The organism is Mesorhizobium sp. B2-5-4, from assembly GCF_006441095.1.
GTDB lineage: Bacteria > Pseudomonadota > Alphaproteobacteria > Rhizobiales > Rhizobiaceae > Mesorhizobium > Mesorhizobium salmacidum.
In genome coordinates this window covers 38,594-56,433 of sequence record NZ_VFUR01000012.1, presented here as the reverse complement: position 1 = coordinate 56,433, position 17,840 = coordinate 38,594, and the positions used below count along the sequence as shown (strand labels likewise).

General features: G+C 63.5%; 14 protein-coding genes. 6 read left to right on the top strand and 8 right to left on the bottom strand.

All coding sequences use genetic code 11. The features are described from left to right. Positions 1-20 precede the first annotated feature (20 nt). From FJ492_RS16755 to murA, 4 genes are all read right to left on the bottom strand, one after another. Positions 21-1,532: an ABC transporter substrate-binding protein gene (locus FJ492_RS16755; RefSeq protein ID WP_140505607.1), complete on the bottom strand. Its 1,512-nt coding sequence runs from the start codon at positions 1,530-1,532 to the stop codon at positions 21-23. Between the two features lie 168 nt (positions 1,533-1,700). Continuing rightward, positions 1,701-2,624 (bottom strand): N-acetylmuramic acid 6-phosphate etherase, encoded by a 924-nt coding sequence (murQ, locus tag FJ492_RS16750; RefSeq protein WP_140745845.1) that lies wholly within the window; start codon positions 2,622-2,624, stop codon positions 1,701-1,703. A 163-nt stretch (positions 2,625-2,787) separates the two neighbouring features. Next, positions 2,788-3,669 carry an N-acetylglucosamine kinase gene (locus tag FJ492_RS16745; protein WP_140770995.1) on the bottom strand — a complete coding sequence of 294 codons (882 nt, stop codon included), beginning with the start codon at positions 3,667-3,669 and terminating at the stop codon, positions 2,788-2,790. After that, positions 3,666-4,922 carry a UDP-N-acetylglucosamine 1-carboxyvinyltransferase gene (gene murA, locus FJ492_RS16740; protein WP_140770993.1) on the bottom strand — a complete coding sequence of 419 codons (1,257 nt, stop codon included), beginning with the start codon at positions 4,920-4,922 and terminating at the stop codon, positions 3,666-3,668. Before murA ends, FJ492_RS16745 begins: the two co-directional genes overlap by 4 nt. Positions 4,923-5,076: 154 nt before the next feature. Here murA and FJ492_RS16735 point away from each other — a divergent pair, with 154 nt between their 5' ends. After that, positions 5,077-5,937, top strand: a complete 861-nt coding sequence (locus FJ492_RS16735) for a MurR/RpiR family transcriptional regulator (protein WP_140505598.1) — start codon at positions 5,077-5,079, stop codon at positions 5,935-5,937. Between the two features lie 6 nt (positions 5,938-5,943). Here FJ492_RS16735 and FJ492_RS16730 read toward each other — a convergent pair whose 3' ends face one another. The 3 genes from FJ492_RS16730 to FJ492_RS16720 form a co-directional block, all read right to left on the bottom strand. Then, a complete protein-coding gene (locus FJ492_RS16730; protein WP_140770991.1) occupies positions 5,944-7,299 on the bottom strand; it encodes a glutamine synthetase family protein in 1,356 nt (451 codons plus the stop codon). Between the two features lie 247 nt (positions 7,300-7,546). Next, positions 7,547-8,245, bottom strand: coding sequence for a GntR family transcriptional regulator (locus FJ492_RS16725; RefSeq protein ID WP_140714732.1), 699 nt, complete (start codon positions 8,243-8,245; stop codon positions 7,547-7,549). A gap of 202 nt (positions 8,246-8,447) precedes the next feature. Next, a complete protein-coding gene (locus FJ492_RS16720; protein WP_140770989.1) occupies positions 8,448-10,493 on the bottom strand; it encodes a N,N-dimethylformamidase beta subunit family domain-containing protein in 2,046 nt (681 codons plus the stop codon). A 442-nt stretch (positions 10,494-10,935) separates the two neighbouring features. Here FJ492_RS16720 and ftsZ point away from each other — a divergent pair, with 442 nt between their 5' ends. From ftsZ to FJ492_RS16705, 3 genes are all read left to right on the top strand, one after another. Then, entirely contained in the window at positions 10,936-11,973 is a 1,038-nt protein-coding gene (ftsZ, locus tag FJ492_RS16715; RefSeq protein WP_027142209.1) for a cell division protein FtsZ, read from the top strand. 240 nt (positions 11,974-12,213) lie between these two features. Further along, positions 12,214-13,140: a class I SAM-dependent methyltransferase gene (locus tag FJ492_RS16710; RefSeq protein WP_246676042.1), complete on the top strand. Its 927-nt coding sequence runs from the start codon at positions 12,214-12,216 to the stop codon at positions 13,138-13,140. Positions 13,141-13,261: 121 nt separating this feature from the next. Beyond that, a complete protein-coding gene (locus tag FJ492_RS16705) occupies positions 13,262-14,218 on the top strand; it encodes an alpha,alpha-trehalase (protein ID WP_246676041.1) in 957 nt (318 codons plus the stop codon). Positions 14,219-14,247: 29 nt separating this feature from the next. Here FJ492_RS16705 and FJ492_RS16700 read toward each other — a convergent pair whose 3' ends face one another. Further along, positions 14,248-14,973, bottom strand: a complete 726-nt coding sequence (locus FJ492_RS16700; RefSeq protein WP_140770987.1) for an MgtC/SapB family protein — start codon at positions 14,971-14,973, stop codon at positions 14,248-14,250. A gap of 249 nt (positions 14,974-15,222) precedes the next feature. Between FJ492_RS16700 and FJ492_RS16695 the strand changes: the two genes are divergently transcribed. Continuing rightward, positions 15,223-16,197: a sugar-binding transcriptional regulator gene (locus tag FJ492_RS16695; protein WP_027142217.1), complete on the top strand. Its 975-nt coding sequence runs from the start codon at positions 15,223-15,225 to the stop codon at positions 16,195-16,197. A 45-nt stretch (positions 16,198-16,242) separates the two neighbouring features. Next, positions 16,243-17,688, top strand: coding sequence for an extracellular solute-binding protein (locus FJ492_RS16690; protein WP_027142218.1), 1,446 nt, complete (start codon positions 16,243-16,245; stop codon positions 17,686-17,688). Positions 17,689-17,840: the final 152 nt, after the last annotated feature.

Sequence of the window (17,840 nt, the reverse complement as noted above, 5' to 3'; positions counted from 1 at the left end):
TCCCGTTGCCGAATCCGGCGCTATTGGATGGTCACCTTGCTCAGGCTGAACAGCGTGCCGGTCGGCGTCGGCACGAAGCCGGCGATGTTTTTCTGCTGGGCCGTGTAGCTGTAGGAGGTGTAGAGCCAGATCCACGGCGATACCTCGGCGAGGTGCTTCTCGAACGCGGCGAAGATCGCCTTGCGTTTGGCCGGATCGGTCTCGGCGCGGCCCTGCTGCATCAGGCTGTCGAGTGTATCGTCGATATAGTTCGCCACCTTCTGCAGATTGCCAGCCTTGGTCCAGTAGCGGTTGTACATCGTATAGGGGTCGGCCCGGCCGCCATTGAGCGCGATCGCCATGTCGAAATCGCCCTTCAGCCAGGCGTCGACATAGACGTTGAGCTCCATCATCTTGATGTCGAGCTTGACGCCGATCTCGGCGAGCTGCGACTGGATGACCTGGGCTTCCGCCGCCGCCGTCGGCGGCTCGCCGGTGGCGCCGATCACGGTCGCCGAAAAGCCGTCGGCAAAGCCGGCCTCGGCCATCAGCTTCTTGGCTTTTTCGACATCGCGCTTGTAGCAGAACAACTGGCTCGGATCGGTCGCCAGCGCCGGGATGGTCAGCGGCCCGGTGACCTTGCCTTCGCCCAGCGCGGCGGTGTCCAGCACCTCCTGCCGGTCGATGGCGCAGGAGATCGCCTGGCGCACCTTGAGCTCGGTCATCGGCTTGCGCGATGGGTTGAGCTGCAGCACGTTATAGGCAAGCACCGGTACACGGTTCAATTGCAGGTTGGCTTCTTTCGGCACCAGCGTGGCGACGAGCGGGTCGTTGAGCAGGGCGAAATCGATCTGCTTGGTGCGCATGGCGGCGAGGATCGCCGCCTCGTCGGGCAGCACGCTGATCTCGATGCCGTCGACGCCGGTCGCGCCGCCGGCCCAGTCCTTGTTGGCGCTCAGGACTTCCTTGGCGTTTGGGTCCCATTTGTCGAGCTTGAACGGGCCGGAACCGACCGTCTTCGTGCCGATCGATCCGGCCTTGATTTCAGCCGCCGGAACGATGGCCGCGTTGACGTCGCTCATCGCCGTCAGGATTGGCGCGTCGGGCTGCGAGAGGTGGAACACGACGGTCGCCGCATCAGGCGTGTCAATGCTGGCGATCGACAGGAAGTTGGCGCGGGCGGCGGCACCCGTCTTCTCGTCGAGGATGCGCTCGAACGACGCCTTGACGTCGGCGGAGGTTACCGCCGTGCCGTCCTGGAATTTCGCCTTGGGATCGAGCTTGAAGGTCAGCTCCTTGCCGTCTTTCGAGAATTCCCAGGAGGTGGCGATAGCGGGGATGATCTGCAGGCTGGCGTCGAGCCGCACCAGCGGCTCGTAGATGAGCTCCAAAAGCCGCAGCGACGAGAACGCCGTCTGCTTGTGGGGGTCAAGCCCGGTGGCGTCCTGCGACCAGGCCATGTGCAATGTCGCCGCCTGCGCCGAAACCGTGGCGATGCCGAGCATCGCGGCAAGGGTGATGCCCGAAAGCAGCCTTCCTGTAAGATGAACCATTCTCGTCTCCCATTATTGAACTCGATGCCTTGCAGTTTCCGCGGGCCGCTTCCAAGGCACACATGCTTTGGAGTATCGGCCCAGTCTATGCGGCTTGACGCCGTCTTGTCTAAAGCGGCTTCAGCCGTCTTGTCTAAAGCGGCTTTAGCCGTCTTGTCTAAAGCGGCCTCAGGCCGCTTCGTCGCTGATCGCCTTTCGCAGGAACCCTCCGGCCTTGGCCAAAGCGGCCCGCGCCGCTTCGACGTCGAGGCCGGTGATGGTGACCAGGATCGCCAGCTTGACGTCATTGCCGGTCCGGTCGAGCGCCTGCCGCGCCTGCGGCGCGGTGCAGCCGGTCGCCTGCATGACGATCCTGATCGCCCGGACGACCAGCTTCCTGTTCGACGGGTTCAGGTCGACCATCAGGTTCTGGTAGCTCTTGCCGATGCGGATCATCGAAGCCGTGGTCAGCATGTTGAGCACCAGCTTCTGTGCTGTTCCCGATTTCAGCCGCGTCGAGCCGGTGAGCACCTCCGGACCGACGACCGGCGAGATGGCGATCTCGGCGATGCCGGCAATGGCCGAGGCCGGATTGCAGGACAGCGCGACGGTCGTCGCGCCGATCTTCTTGGCATAGGTCAGCCCGCCGATCACATAGGGCGTGCGCCCGCTGACCGCGATGCCGACCACCACGTCGTCAGGTGTGAGCGTGATGTCCTGCAAGGCCTTGGCGCCCATCTTCGGGTCATCCTCGGCGCCTTCCGTTGAGCGCACCAGGGCGTCGGACCCACCGGCGATCAGGCCGACCACCATGCCTTCGGGCACGCCGAATGTGGGCGGGCACTCCGAAGCGTCGAGCACGCCAAGCCTGCCGCTGGTGCCGGCGCCGATATAGACAAGCCGCGCGCCTTTCTGGAAGGCGAGCACGATCCGATCCACCGCGGTGGCGATTTCCGGCAGCACCTTTTCGACGGCCGCCGGGACAAGCCTGTCCTCGTGATTGATCCTGCGCAGCACGTCGATGGTCGGCAGCAAGTCGATGTCGACGGTCCCTGGATTCCGGCCTTCGGAAACCAGCCGGCCCAGCTCAGACATCAACCGTTGCTCGGTCATCCCAATGCTTTCAAAAAATCTGCTGCGCGGTCCGGCATGGCTCGACCGGCAAACGGTGCAACAGACCGTGGTCCGTCACCGCAGGTTCTCCTGTTAACTTTTTAGAATTTGATATTCACATCGTCAATAGAAATTTGGAATATTTTATTCCTACTCTTGCCACCTATCCCTTGCATGCCGATTTCTTGGCAAGAATGATCGCTCCGGACACGGCGTCGCCGTCCGCGGGTTTCAGGCGGCGCCGGACGTCGGGGGAAAGCCAGGGCTCGAGCGGGCTGGCAAGGCCGCCCAGCAGGGTCACGCGCGGCGCACCTTTTTCGAACAGCACCCGCACCAGCGTGTCGATCTGCTCGGCGGCGCTTTGCACGATGCGGCGTCCGGCGGGGTCGCCTTGGTCGGCATGCCGCATCACCATGGGTGCAAGTGCGGCATAGTCCGTGGCGCTGGCGCGGTCCATCCAGGCGACGGCCTCCATCGGGTCGCCGGCGAAGCGCTGCATGAGTTCCGCCAGCAGCGCCGTCCGTTCGTGGCGGCCGTCATGGGCGCGCAGCGCCAGTTGCACGGCTTTCAGTCCGAGGTCGGCGCCGCTGCCCTCGTCGGAGATCGGAAATCCATAGCCGCCGGCGCGCAGGTCGCGGCCCTCGACAAAGCCAAGGCCGATCGAGCCGGTCCCGGCGATGACGATGGCGCCGTCCTGGCCCGAATGCGCGCCAAGGCAGGCGCCGACACCGTCGCTGACGAAGTCGATGCTGGCAAAGGGATGCGCGATTGCCCGCAGCGCCTCCAGCGCGCCTTTGCGGCCGATGCCGGCAAGGCCGATGCCGGCATGGATGCGGACGGTCTCGGCGGGCGCGAAACCTGCTTCATCGATCGCCGCGCCGTAGGCTTTGGCAATGGAGCCCAATGCTGCCTCGATGCCGAGCCGCGTCGTCGCCGGGCCGGACAGGCCTTGTCCCAGCACCATGCCTTGCGCGTCCTCGAGACGGGCGCGGCAACCGGTGCCGCCGCCATCGACGCCGAGAAAATAATCCGTGTCGGTATTCATGCGCCCAGCCGCTCGATGTCGGCGCCGCACAGGCGCAGCTTGCGGTCCAGTTGCTCGTAGCCGCGGTCGAGGTGATAGACCCGGTTGATGATGGTCTCGCCTTCGCTGACCAGCGCCGCCAGCACCAGCGACACCGAAGCGCGCAGGTCGGTGGCCATCACTTGCGCCCCGTGCAGTTTCTCGCCGCCGCGCACCAGCGCCATGGTGCCTTGCAGCTTGATGTTGGCGCCGAGCCGCATCAGTTCGGGTACATGCATGAAGCGGTTCTCGAAGATGGTTTCGCGCAGCAGCGAGGCGCCCTGCGCGCAGCACATCAGCGCCATGAACTGCGCCTGCAGGTCGGTCGGGAACCCCGGATAGGGTTCCGTGGTGAGGTCGGCTGCCTTGAGCGGCCGGTCGCGCGAGACGATCAGTCCCCGGTCGCCCGGCCAGACGCTGACGCCGGTCGCCTCCAGCAATTGCACCACCGAGGCCATGTGTTCGAGCCGGGCATGCGTCAGCTCAAGCTGGCCGCTGGTGATGGCGGCGGCGATGGCATAGGTGCCCGCCTCGATGCGGTCCGGGATGATGTCGTGGCTGGCGGCGCGCCAGTTGGTGTCGCCCGCGATCAGGATGCGGTGCGTGCCTGCGCCCTCGATGCGCGCGCCCATGGCGCTGAGGCAAGCGGCGAGGTCAGCCACTTCCGGTTCGCGCGCCGCGTTCAGGATTTCGGTTTCGCCCTTGGCCGTGGTCGCCGCCATCATGGCGGTTTCCGTCGCCCCGACCGATGGCGACGGGAGCACGATGCGGGTGCCGGTCAATCCGTTCGGCGCCGAGGCGACGATCAGGCCGTTCTCTATGGCGATCCTGGCGCCCAGCGCGGCGAGTGCGGTGACATGCATGTCGACCGGCCGCGCGCCGATCGCGCAGCCGCCTGGCAGCGAAACCCGGGCATGGCCGAACCGCGCCAGCAACGGCGCCAGGACGAGCACCGTCGCCCGCATCTTCCGAACCGTGTCGTAGGACGTCTCCTTGGAAACGGCGGCACTGGTATTAATGATCGCGGCATGGGCGGACCGGGTGATTTCGGCGCCGTGAAGCCGCACCACGCCGAGCATGTTTTGGACCTCGGTCACATCGGGCAGGTTGGTCAGTTCGAGTGGGTAGGGGCTGAGCAGCGCAGCCGCGATCTGCGGCAAAGCGGCATTCTTGGCGCCTGATATGGTGACCGCGCCTTGCAGTCTCTGTCCGCCGACGATCCGCAATCTATCCATGGCTGAAACCTTGAGGGTCACCCCGGCGACCTGCCTGGGAATCCCGGGCGGTGGCCCGGGTCGAGCTGAGAATTAATTCTGCGTTCTTGGCTGTCAATCAAAATTGGAATAATTTATTCCTCGTCTTGCAAGTCTCAAGAGCGAGGGGATTTCCGTGTCTATCTTAAGCAGGATCAATGCCAAGCTCGACGGCATGGCGCCCGGCGATCGCGAGATCGGCCGTTACATCGTCGACAACCCCAACCAGATGCTGCGGCTGTCGACGGCCGCACTTGCGGCCGAGATCGGCCGCAGCCAGTCGAGCGTGGTCAAGTTCAGCCAGAAGCTCGGCTATGCCAGTTATCAGGAACTCAAGCTCGCCGTCAGCGAGGCCAAGGCGCAGGATTGGCAGGTGCCGGCCGGCGTCATCCACGGTTCGATCGAGGTCGGCGATGGCTTTCCGGTCATCTTGAAGAAGCTGATCGGCAGCAAGCTGCTGTCGATGCAGCAGACCGTCGCCGCCAACAGCGAGCGCATCATCTCCAGGACGCTGGAACTGCTGGATGGCGCGCGGCGCATCCATCTGGTTGGCGTCGGCGCTTCCTCGCTGGTGGCGCGCGATTTCTCCTACAAGCTGATGAAGCTCGGCCGCAATGTGCTGCATGACAGCGACAGCCACATCCAGATGGCCAACGCCTCGACGCTCGGGCCTGACGATGTGCTGTTCGCGCTCTCCTATTCCGGCGCCAGCATCGAAACCTTGCGCATCGCCGAGCTTGCAGCCAAGCGCGGCACGACGGTGATCGCCGTCACCGGCCTGCATGAAAATCCGCTGAGCCGGGTCGCCGACATTCGCCTCTACACCATCGCCGACGAGGAGCGCGCGCGCTCCTCCTCCATCACGGCGCGCGACGCGCAACTGACGCTGACCGACCTTTTGTTCATCCTGCTGGTACAGAAGCAGCCGGATGCCAACGACTATGTCCACAACAGCGAGGCGGCGGTCACTGTACTGAAGGCTGAGCGGTCGACGTAAAGGGCCTCAGACGCTTTCGAGATAGGTCTCGATCTCGAAATCGCTGACATTCAGGGCAAACGTATTCAATTCCTGGCGTTTGCAGGCGATGAAGGAGTCGCGCAGGATCGCCGGGAAGATCTCCGCCACATGCGTCCCGCCTTCAAAGGTCGCGATCGCCGACGCCCAGTCCGGTGGCAGCTTGGCCGGGGCAACGCCTTGCCCGTCCTTCCCCGCCGGCTCGCCCGGTGACATGTGCTTCTCGATGCCGATCAGTGCCGCGCCCAGGATGGCGGCAAGCACCAGGTATGGGTTGGCGTCGGCTCCCGAGACGCGATGTTCGATGCGGCGCGCGCCGGTCGGGCCGCCGGGGATGCGGATCGCGACCATGCGGTTCTCGTACCCCCAGGCGACCGCGGTCGGCGCGTAGGATCGTGGGCGCAGCCTCCGGTAGGAATTGAAGTGCGGCGCGAACACCAGCGTGCTTTCGGCCATCGCCGCCAGCAGCCCGCCGACCGCATGACGCACGATGTCGGAGCCCTGGTCGGTGCCGTCGTCGAACACGTTGCGCCCTTCGCCGTCGACCAGGCTGAAATGGACATGGAAGCCGTTGCCGGCGCGGTCGCCATAGGGCTTGGCCATGAAGCAGGCGGCAAAGCCGTGCTTGCGGGCAATGCCCTTTACCGTGCGCTTGAACAACACCGCATCGTCGGCCGCCCGCAAAGCGTCGGCGACATGGTTCAGGTTGATCTCGAACTGGCCGACGCCGTTTTCGGCGATGGCCGTGTCGACGGGAATGCCTTGTGCGCGGCAGGCTTCGTAGATGTCATGGATGAAGGCTTCGAAATCGTCGATCTCGTCGATCGACAGCGCCGCGTCGGAATCGAGACGCCGCCCGGTGACCGGTGAGACTGGTCCGACAGGCCGCTGCGATTGCGGATCGACCAGGTAGAATTCGAGTTCGGTCGCCGCGACCGGAGTGAGGCCGAGCGCCTTGTAGCGATCGAGGATGCGGGCCAGTGCCCGCCGGGGGTCGCCGAGATAGGGTGCACCGCTTTCGTCGGCGAGCCAAAGCGGGACGAGCGCCGTCGGATGCGCCGTCCATTCCACCGGCAGAATGCCGCGTCCCGTCCATTGGCAAAGCCCATCGGCATCGCCGGTCGAGAAGACCAGGCTGTTGCCTTCGATGTCCTCGCCCCAGACATCGAGCCCGATCAGCGAATAGGGCATGCGCAGCTTGCCTTCCAGCGCCTTGCGGGCCTGCTCGACCGGTATGCGCTTTCCCCGCATGATGCCGTTGAGGTCGCACACCGCGGCCCTCAGGCTCTGGATGTCGCTTCGGCTTTCAAGCCAATTCAAAACGTCCGCAATTGCATCGCTCAATTTCCGTTACCTCTGGTTCCCTGCGGGGCCGCGCCTGAGGCGGCCACCCTATTTCACGACAAGACAGCTGATGAGTTCATGAAGGCATCTCCGACATCAGTCGGAAGAGTTTTCTTCATTTTTTCAAATCATTAGCCGGGATGTCGGGAGGCATTTCAGGAACCAATTGCGCGATTTGCGATCGCAACATAGCGACAAGGCAGGGCAAAGCCAAGGGGCATCTGGTGACGGATCCAGGAACGTCGGCCTAGCTCCTCGCTTCCGGGAACATACCCTGCCGCAGGATGTGCGCGGCGCCCTCGTCGATATCGCGAACGATGGCCGCCCGCGCTCGCGCGCAGTCCTGTGCCTCGATCGCCGCGACCGCTTCCTCGTGATAGTCGATGTCCAGAATGGAGGAGAGGTCGTCCTCGAACCCCGTGGCGAGGTTTCTAAGAAACGGGCCGACCTGCATCCATACCGTCTCGATCAGGAAGATCATCTGCTCGTTGCCGCAATGGCGATAGATCGAGAATTTGAAGTCGTGGTTCTTCCTGAGATAGTCGCCGATATCGCCCTTGCGGGCCGCCAGGGTCAATTCGGTGCAATGGCGTCGGATCGCCCGCAGATTGTTGCCGTTGATGAGTTTCGTCGCGAGCTCGGTCGCCGGGCCTTCGAGGAGCGTACGCACGGCGGTCAACTGCGAGAACCGCTCGGCCGAGATCACCGGCACCTCGACGCTGCCGTTCGGCATCGGGCTCAGCGCCCGCAATGCCTGCAGCCGCATGAAGGCACTGCGCACCGGCATGTCGCTGGTGCCGAGTTCCCTGGCGAGCTTGCGCGAGGTCAGCTTCTGGCCGGGCAGGAATTGGCCCGACATCAGGGCCCGCACGAGCTCCAGATAGACCTTCTCATGCAGAGGAACGGTATCGAGGGCGGTCAAACCGAAATGTGTTCTGTCGGCCATTGGCGAGGGCGCTGCTTCATCCGTTCTGAAAATGACCTGACGACACGCGCCGCGGACAAACTTTGGGCTAGGCACGGCGGAAACACCCAGGCCGCCGATTGATCAGGCATGATAGACGCTTCGATCGTTGCGCGGCAAGCCAACTGCTGGAGCCGTCGCGGTGCCGCGGGCGCCTGCCTTTCCGGGGCTATCGATCCGGGGTCTACCGGCTCGTTTTCGCTGCCAGATGCGCCAGCAAATTCTTGGTGATCCGGCCGACGTCGTTCATGGCATCGCCCGCCGGCAAGGCGCCGCACCAGGCGACGGAACTCGCGCAGAAGATCAGGCCGCCCGAAGGCAGATGGCGCAGCGTCATCTCCGCGCAGCGGCGCCCGTCGCGCTCGCTGTCACCTCCTTCATACCAGCGGGTGGCGTCATGGACGAAGCTGTCCGGGAAACCGGTCGCGCGCGCAATGACCATGGTCTCGGGGGATGTGCCCAGATGCGGATCCGTGGCATCGACCTCGTAGCCGGCGGCGCCTCCGAGCACGATGCCATCGTCGCCGAAGGTCTCGCTGGTGACGCCGTCGAACAACCACGCGGCCGAGGGTTGACGGCTTTCCGGCGTGCGCGTGAAAGGCCGCGCGCCGTCGAACCCCATCAGCGAGATGGCGACGCCGGTCAGCGAGAACTCGCCGCGCCCGCTGGCGCGCAGATAGCCGCCCGGCTGGTTGGTGATCGACAGTGACTGTTCGGCGATGGCGCCGTCCCAGGTCCGGCCCGCCTCGAGCGGCGAGCGGCGCAGTTCCATCAGATCGTCGTGGAACGCGACCTTGCTGGCAAAGCCGTTGCCACCGAGATAGGCGATGCTGCCGCCCGCCGCCGCGAACTGGCGCAGCGCATGCTCCATCTCGACCGACATGTATTCGGGATGGCTGCCGGTGATGACCGCCCGGTAGTCTCTGAGGCCGGCAAGGCCCCGCTCATGCAGGTCGCGGTCGGTGATGAGGTCGAAGGCAATGCCATTGCTGTGGCAGAAGCGCAGAAAATGCAGGTCGACCGGCAGATTGTGCGGACAGCCGCACAGCGGATAATTGTAGTCGTCGCGCAGCGTCGCCTTCGGCTTCCTGGTGGAACAGATCGACACGCCGCTGAGGTCGTTGTGGTAGTCGTAGAGCGACTTCAGGTTATTATCGATCGCGAAGCTGTGGCCGCGATCCTCGCACCTCCATTCGTAGAGATGCGCCGGCAGGAATTCATCCGCGTAGGCGAGGTAGGTGGCCGTCGGCACTAGGAACACCAGTGGCGCGCGGCGTGCCGACGAAGTGATGAAGAAGACGATATGCTCCGATCCTTGGTCGTGACCGACCTCGAAGGCATAGACCCCGGGCGGCGCCGCGGCGGGAATCTGCAATTGGCAGGAGGCGGGCCACTGCAACGCGCCCATGTCGTCGTCGTGGCAATGCACGGCGTCATAATGCGACGGCACCAGGCGGGGGTCGAAACTCGACCCATCCCAGCGCCGCGAGGTCATGCAGAAGGCGGGCTGGTTGATCGTTTCCAGGAAGAGGACGCGACCGGTGCCTGTCGAGGCGAGCGGACCGCTCGGCAGCAGGGTCGGAAACGTCCAGGCGACACGACCAGCCGCGGTTTGCAGCGAGATCGCAGAGAACTTCGCGTTGAGCGACCTGACATCATTTGCCATGCTGGTGCCGAAGACCATGTCACCAGGCAGGGGCCGCCACGGCAGGTCGAATCCGTGATCCAGGTGAAACGGCGACAGGAGATCGTCCGAGTCGATCCGCAGCACGGTCGCGCCGTCGTTCGACGAAATCTCGACCTTGAGCCAGGTGTTTGCCGGCAAGGCTACGCCGCTATCGAGCGACTTGCCGTCGAGGCCAGATGTCAGCCGCCCGTCCTGCAAGCCGAGGCGCAGGTTGCCGCTCTCGAACAGCACGCGGGCGCCATCATTGCGGGTCAAGTACACTTCGAAGGCGACGCCTCCGATCTCGGTGGCCTTGGCCAGTTCGGTCGCCGCAACCCGGAGGAAGGATCCATGATCGAAGTCACGATGCGATACGGCACTTCCTGTCGGCTCGACGCGCCAGTTCATCGGCTCGGCCCCGGGTGTGTCGAGCCGCACGATCCTGATGTCGCGTACCTGCCGCGACGACGAGACATGAAGGCCGACCGATGTTCCGGCCGCCGTATGCCAGGGAACGGTATAGCCAGAGACGGCCATGGCGCCGTGATCGACGGGGCGTTTCATCGCCGCAAAAGTCCGTGCCGCGATCCCGGCGGCCGCAATCTCATGGATGGCAAACTGGACAATTCTTTCATACCTTTTTGGTTCTGGAGGGGGTATATACACCATCGGCTTTGATTGGTGGCGAAGTCCGCAGAGATCTCGCCCTGGCGATCGAAGCATCGGCAAAGGCGGGTTCTGCCCAGCCGTCTCCAGGCATCTGTCGTGGTGTCTGATCTGCGACGACACTATCGCGATCACCCAGGACCGGACAGTCGGTCGCGTGGGGTTCGGCCTCTTCATCACAAATCTTGACCTTCCCGCACTTGCACGTCCGGCCGCTCTCTGGCTTTTTGGGGTATCCATCCGAACGGACTGATTCGCGTCATGCCGCTCGATTGCAATGTCTACGGGCAGTCTGCTTGTGGGCCGTGAAGCGCACGCAGTTGGCGAAGGAGAAGCAGGCATGGCCGAGTTCAAGAAGCCGGAAATCTCCGAGATGAGACCCAAGATCACCGTGATCGGCGTCGGCGGCGGTGGCGGCAACGCGATCAACAACATGATCGTCGAACAGCTTCAGGGAACCGAGTTCATTGCCGCCAACACCGATGCCCAGGCGCTGACCATGTCGAAGGCGACGCGGCTGATCCAGCTTGGCGCGCACGTCACGGAAGGACTTGGCGCCGGCTCGTTGCCCGAGATCGGCCGTGCCGCTGCCGAAGAATCGCTCGACGAGATCATGGATCATCTGGCCGGCACCCACATGTGCTTCGTCACTGCCGGCATGGGCGGCGGCACCGGAACCGGTGCGGCCCCGATCATCGCCCAGGCGGCGCGTAAGGCCGGCATCCTGACGGTCGGCGTCGTCACCAAACCGTTCACCTTCGAGGGCCGGCGCCGCATGCAGATGGCCGAAGAGGGCATCGAGCGGCTGCGCGAGGCCGCCGACACCGTGATCGTGATCCCCAACCAGAACCTGTTCCGCATCGCCGACGCCAAGACCACCTTCGCCGATGCCTTCGTCATCGCCGACCGGGTGCTCTATTCCGGCGTCAGCTGCATCACCGACCTCATCGTCAAGGAAGGCCTGATCAATCTTGACTTCGCCGACGTCAAATCGGTGATGCGTGGCATGGGCCGCGCCATGATGGGAACCGGCGAGGCGTCCGGCGACGGCCGGGCGATGAAGGCGGCGGAAGCGGCGATCGCCAACCCGCTGCTCGACGAAATGTCCATGAAGGGTGCCAAGGGCGTGCTGGTCTCGATCTCGGGCGGCAGGGACATGACACTGTTCGAGGTCGACGAGGCGGCCACGCGCATCCGCGAGGAAGTCTACGAGGATGCCGACATCATCGTCGGCGCCATCTTCGACAAGAGCATGGAAGGCCGCTTCAGGGTCTCAGTGGTGGCGACGGGGCTCGATCGTTCGCTCGGCGAGGGTGATGCCGATCCCGGCATCGCGCGCGACCACGCCGGCCAACCGCCACAGCGGACGCTGCAGTAGGGCTTGCTTGATCAGGATTGATTGGGCCCGGGACCAATTTAAGTCGGTCCGGCTGCTTTGCGCGGCCATTCTCAGGCTTGCCGCATGGCGACCGCCTGTAGCTTCGTCTCGACCGTGTCTTGGCTGAAGCCGCGCCATGCAGATGGCGGGTTCGTTCGAATCCGTTTCTAGAGCACGTCCGTCTAATCAGGATCACATTCGCTATGCGTCTGGCAGGCCTCTCATGGCGACGACAACCGGTTGGTTGCCATCAGAATTCGCGTCTGTTTACCTGAGCCAGCTACCGAGGTCCGATATTGTAGGCGATTCGCGGAGGGGAACATCAGTACCGGCAAAAATTCAACATCGACCGGCCATGAAGCGAGTGACGCAAGCTGGCTCGATCTTCATTTCGAGTCATCACGGCCGGAATACGAAGACGCACTTACCCAAGTTGGAATGCAACGTGGCTGGGACGTGCTCGATGCGGGATGCGGGGGCGGAAGCTTCCTTCCGCTCATCTGCGAGCTGATTGGCTCCAACGGGTCCGTGACAGCTCTTGATCTTGCGCCTGAGAATATTCAACGCGCCGAGGACTTGACTAAGGATGTCCCGGACCGGCCGAAGGTGCGCACCCGCGTCGGCAGCATTCTGTCGCTTCCTTTCAACCATGCTTCCTTCGATTGCGTGTGGTCAGCCAATGTTATGCAATATCTCACGCCGGCGGAATTTCAGCAGGCCACGGATGAGGTAAGACGCGTATTGAAGCCCGGCGGCATCCTCGCCGTAAAGGACTTCGATTCGACGCTTCTGCAGATGCTGCCTATGGATCACGGGGTATTTACCCGCTTCATGACGGCGCGATTGCAGACGTTCCGCGACAAGGGAGTGCTTGGCACCGATTGTGGTTCCTCGCTTCCCGGACTTTTGCGGGATGCAGGGATGGAGATCGTCTGGCGCAAAGGCTGGCTCGTTGAACGGTGGGCCCCTGCTGGCGAGCACACGCGCGATTATGTACGCGACTTAATCTCCTATTTCACGACTGCAGCGCCGGATTACGGCCTCCCTGAGAGCGATCAGCATTATTGGAAGGAACTGGCAGCAAATCCAGGGAGTCTGCTTGATCAGCCTGATTTCTGCTATCGCGAATTCTTCGTTCTGACGGTTTGCAGGAACGCGGCAATCTAAGAGTACGTCCGTTTTTTAATCAGGGTCATCTCCTGCAGCTGAAATAGGGAATCCCAATCCCGATTCCGGTCGCCCGACCGCCACGTCGGGCATTACCCAGCCAGCCGTCGCAGGCTTTGCCGTGCGGCGCCTGTTCGACCGCGCCAAGGACAGAAAATTGGCCGCCGAGCGGGCCCGCGCGCTGCTGCCGAAGATCGATGCCTGGCATCGCTGGTTCTACCAAGACCGCGACCCCAAGAGTGAGGGGCTGGTCGCCATCATCCACCCCTGGGAATCCGGTCGCGACAATTCCATCGATTGGGACGATGCCTTCGAGCGCGTGCCGACCGAAGGCGTCGAGCCCTACACTCGTCGTGATACCTTGCATGCCGATCCGGCACATCGCCCGACCAAGGCGCAGTACGATCGTTATCTCTGGCTGGTGCAGCATTTTCGCGGGCTCGGTTGGGACAACGCGAGACTGCACGATGCCTCACCTTTCCAGATTGTCGATCCCGGCTTCAACGCCATCCTGATCCGCGCCGCCACCGACCTTGCCGATCTTGCCGAAGCGCTTGGCGAGACGGCGATCGCCAAGGCCAACCGCGCCCGCGCGCAAAAGGGCCTGGCGGCCATGGAGCGGCTGTGGAGCGACGCGCACGGCCAATACCTCTGTCTCGACCGTGTCGCCGGCACGCTGGTCGACAGCGCTTCGGTTTGTGGCATCCTGCCGGCCTTTGCCGCGATCCCGAAAGACCGCGCCGCTGCAGTCGCCGCGACCGTCGAACGCCTTGCCGGCACCGCGTTTTACGTCGTGCCGTCACATGATCCCGGTGATCCGCGCTTCGACGCCAAGCGTTACTGGCGCGGCCCGGTCTGGCTGGTGGTCAACTACATGATCGCCGACGGCCTTGCCGCCGCCGGCCACGGTCAGGTCGCACAGCGCATCACGCAATCCAGCCTCGACTTGATCCGGGAGAGCGGATTTGCCGAATACTACGACCCGCTGACCGGTGAGTCGCTCGGCGGCGGCCGTTTCACCTGGACGGCGGCGATGGTGATCGAGTTTTTGCGTGATGCGCAAGTGGGTGGTGCCTAAGCATGTCGGGGCGGGAACGCTTCGTCTCTTCAGGACGCCTTTTCGCCGACTAGATCAAATCGCTCGATCTCGCATTCGCGGCTGACCAGCGTCAGGATTTCCGTTGAAGGTTCGGTCGCATCGGACTGTCTCCATTCGAGATTGAACGAGTACACGAAGCGGTCGCGGCTGATGTCATGCTCCATCTTGGCAAGGCGTGCGCCATAGCCGAGCGGCCGCACCATCTCCTGCAGGTCGGGCGGTGAACTTTTTGGCCAGGAAACCGACAGGATCGCATGGTGGTCGCGCGGAACCTTGAGGTCCACCCATTTCAACACCTGAAGCGTCAGCAGCGTCAGCACGGTTGCAATTGCCGCAAGACCGAACTGCCCGCCGCCAAAGGCAAGCCCGATCATCGTCATGATCCACATGGTGGCCGCGGTGGTGACGCCGGTCACGAGGTCGCCGCGCCGCAGGATGGCGCCGCCGCCGATGAAGCCGACGCCGGTCAGCACGCCGAGCGGCAGACGCAGCACGTCCATGCGGGCGAAGAAATCCATTCCCTTGCCCGTCGTATCAAGCAGCAAGTTGGCCTGGATCATCGCAACAGCGGCCGCAAGGCCGACCAGGATGGTCGTCCGAAGCCCGGCGGTGTGGCCGCGCGCTTGCCGGTTGAGGCCAATGAGGAAACCAGCCAGCACCACAAGCAGCAGCCGTGCGACAAGATCGGGCCATGTCGGATGAAGCGGCATATCGCAGCAAAGCGGCTCGAACATCGTTCTGTCAGGCGGCGCCGGCGCTCCGCCTCTCCTGCTTCCCCGGGGGTTCTCGGCACCGCTCGGCGCCGATGTTCCTTGTGGCTCGCCGGCGCGCCGCGACTTCGGGCCGTCGATGTAAGAACCTCTTCACCCTCCCGAAGTTCCCGCTAGCCAACCGCCACGCGATTTGAAAGGTGGCGCTTGACTTCGGTTCCGGCATGTGAAAAATTTTGCAGCAACTGATAAAAATATCACCGGGACGGAAACGTGGTTGGTTTTGGAAACGGCCTTTCGCGGGACGATGATGCCAGCATGGCGGCGCGCGCCGCGTGGCTTCATTACGCCGGCGGCCTGACCCAGTCCGAGGTCGCCAAGCGGCTGGGGCTGACCAGCCTCAAGGCCCACCGCCTCATCACCAAGGCCAACCAGGAAGGGCTGGTGAAGGTCTATATCGACGGCGAAGTGTCGGAATGCGTCGAGCTCGAGGACGAGTTGTCCCGGCGCTACGGCCTCGATTATTGCGAGGTGGTCCCGGATTTCGATTCCGAGGATCTGCCGCTCAAGGCGCTCGGCATTGCCGGGGCGCAGTTCCTCAAGCGCGAGATCGAACGAGGCGAGCAGGCGCTGATCGGCGTCGGCCATGGCCGCACGCTCGCGGCTTGCGTGGAGTACCTGCCGCGCACCACCACCGACCGGATCCGTTTCGTCTCGCTGCTCGGCGGCCTGACACGGAAGTTCTCGGCCAACCCGCATGACGTCATTCACCGTCTCGCCGAGCGCACCGGAGCCGAAGCCTATGTGATGCCCGTGCCGATGTTCGCCAACACGGCGGAGGACCGCATCGTGCTGCTGGGCCAGAAGGGCATCAGCGAGGTCTTCGATCTCGCCAGATCCGCCGACCTGCTGTTGGCCGGCGTCGGTACCGCCGAGCGCGAGGCTTCGCTGGTTGCCACCGGCATGATCGAGAAAGGCGAGATGGAGGAGATCCGCCGCAATGGCGGCGTCGGCGAATTGCTCGGCCATTTCTTCGACGACGCCGGCAAGGCGGTCGCGACCACCGTTTCCAACCGGGCGCTGGCGTTGGCGCGCGAGGATATCGCCAGCCGCCGGATCGTCGCTGTCGCCGGTGGCAAGATCAAGGTTCGCGCCATCAAGTCGGTGCTGGAGGGGCGCTATTTGAAAGGCCTGATAACAGACGAGCGGACGGCGCGATCGCTCGTGGAAGAGACGCCGGTCGGGTAGCCGGCAACGGTTCAGTTGAAACTACCCTGTGGAGGAGAAGACCAAATGCATGAGAAAGAGAAAGACCTCATAGACGCCTTCCTGCGCGGACAAGTCGACCGTCGCGGATTGATCAAGGGCCTTGGGGCGATGGGCCTCGCCGCCGGCACCGCCGGCACGCTGCTCAACCTGGGCCAGACCCGCGCGCTTGCCGCGGACTTCGACTGGCAGGCGCATAAGGGCAAGACCATCAAGCTCTTGCTCAACAAGCATCCATATGCCGACGCCATGATCGCCAATCTTGAGAACTTCAAGAAACTGACCGGCATGAACGTCGTCTACGACGTATTCCCTGAAGACGTCTATTTCGACAAGGTGACGGCCGCATTGTCGGCGAGCTCGCCCGAATATGATGCCTTCATGACCGGCGCGTACATGACCTGGACCTATGGCCCAGCCGGCTGGATCACCGATCTCAACGAATGGATCAAGGATCCGGCCAAGACCAACCCGAACTATGCCTGGGACGACTTCCTGCCAGGCGTCAGGAATTCCTGCGCCTGGAACGGCAAGCCGGGCGGAGCTCTGGGATCGGAAGATGCCAAGCAATGGTGCATTCCGTGGGGGTTCGAGCAGAACAACATCACCTACAACAAGGCGATGTTCGACAAGGCGGGCGTCAAGGTCCCCGGCAATATGGACGAGATGGTGGCCGCTGCCGCCAAGCTCACCAAGGATGTCGGCGGCGGCGTCTACGGCATTGGTGTGCGCGGCTCGCGCTCCTGGGCGACCATCCATCCGGGATTCCTGTCGGCTTACGCCAATTTCGACCAGAAGGACCTGAATGTGTCGGCCGACGGCAAATTGTCGGCCGCCATGAACACCGCCCAGTCCAAGGCTTTCCACAAGCAGTGGGTGCAGATGATCCAGGAGAGCGGCCCGAAGGACTGGTCGACCTACACCTGGTACCAGGTGGGCACCGATCTGGGCGCCGGCGCCTCGGCGATGATCTTCGACGCCGATATCCTCGGCTACTTCATGAATGGCGGCGACAACAAGATGGCCGGCAAGCTTGCCTTCGCCGCCTTCAAGGCGAATCCGGAGGCCAAGGCACCAACGCCGAACATCTGGATCTGGTCGCTGTCGATGTCCAACTTCTCCAAGGACAAGGACGCCACATGGTACTTCATGCAATGGGCCTCCGGACCCGAGCATGCGCTGTTCGGCGCCACCAAGATGGATTTCGTCAACCCGGTCCGGCAGTCGGTCTGGAAGGATGAAGCTTTCCGCGAGAAGCTGAACAAGAGCTATCCGGGCTATGTCGAGATGTTCGACGCCTCGGCACCCGGCGCCTCGATCAAGTTCACGGCGCAGCCGCTTTTCTTCGATCTCACCACCGAATGGGCGGCGACGCTGCAGAAGATGGTGTCCAAGGAAGTGCCGGTCGACGAAGGCCTCGACAAGCTGGCCGAGAGCATCAATGGCCAGCTCAAGGAAGCCGGTCTCGGTTAAGTCGCAACGAGGGCCGGCCTGCTTGGCGGGTCGGCCCTCGTCATACCTTTTCATGTTTGCGATGCGGTGCCGAAAGGTGACCGCTATTTCGCCCGACCGGCCGCCTTGCTCCCTTGGGCGGCCGGCAGGGGCGAAGCGACAGCAATAACGGA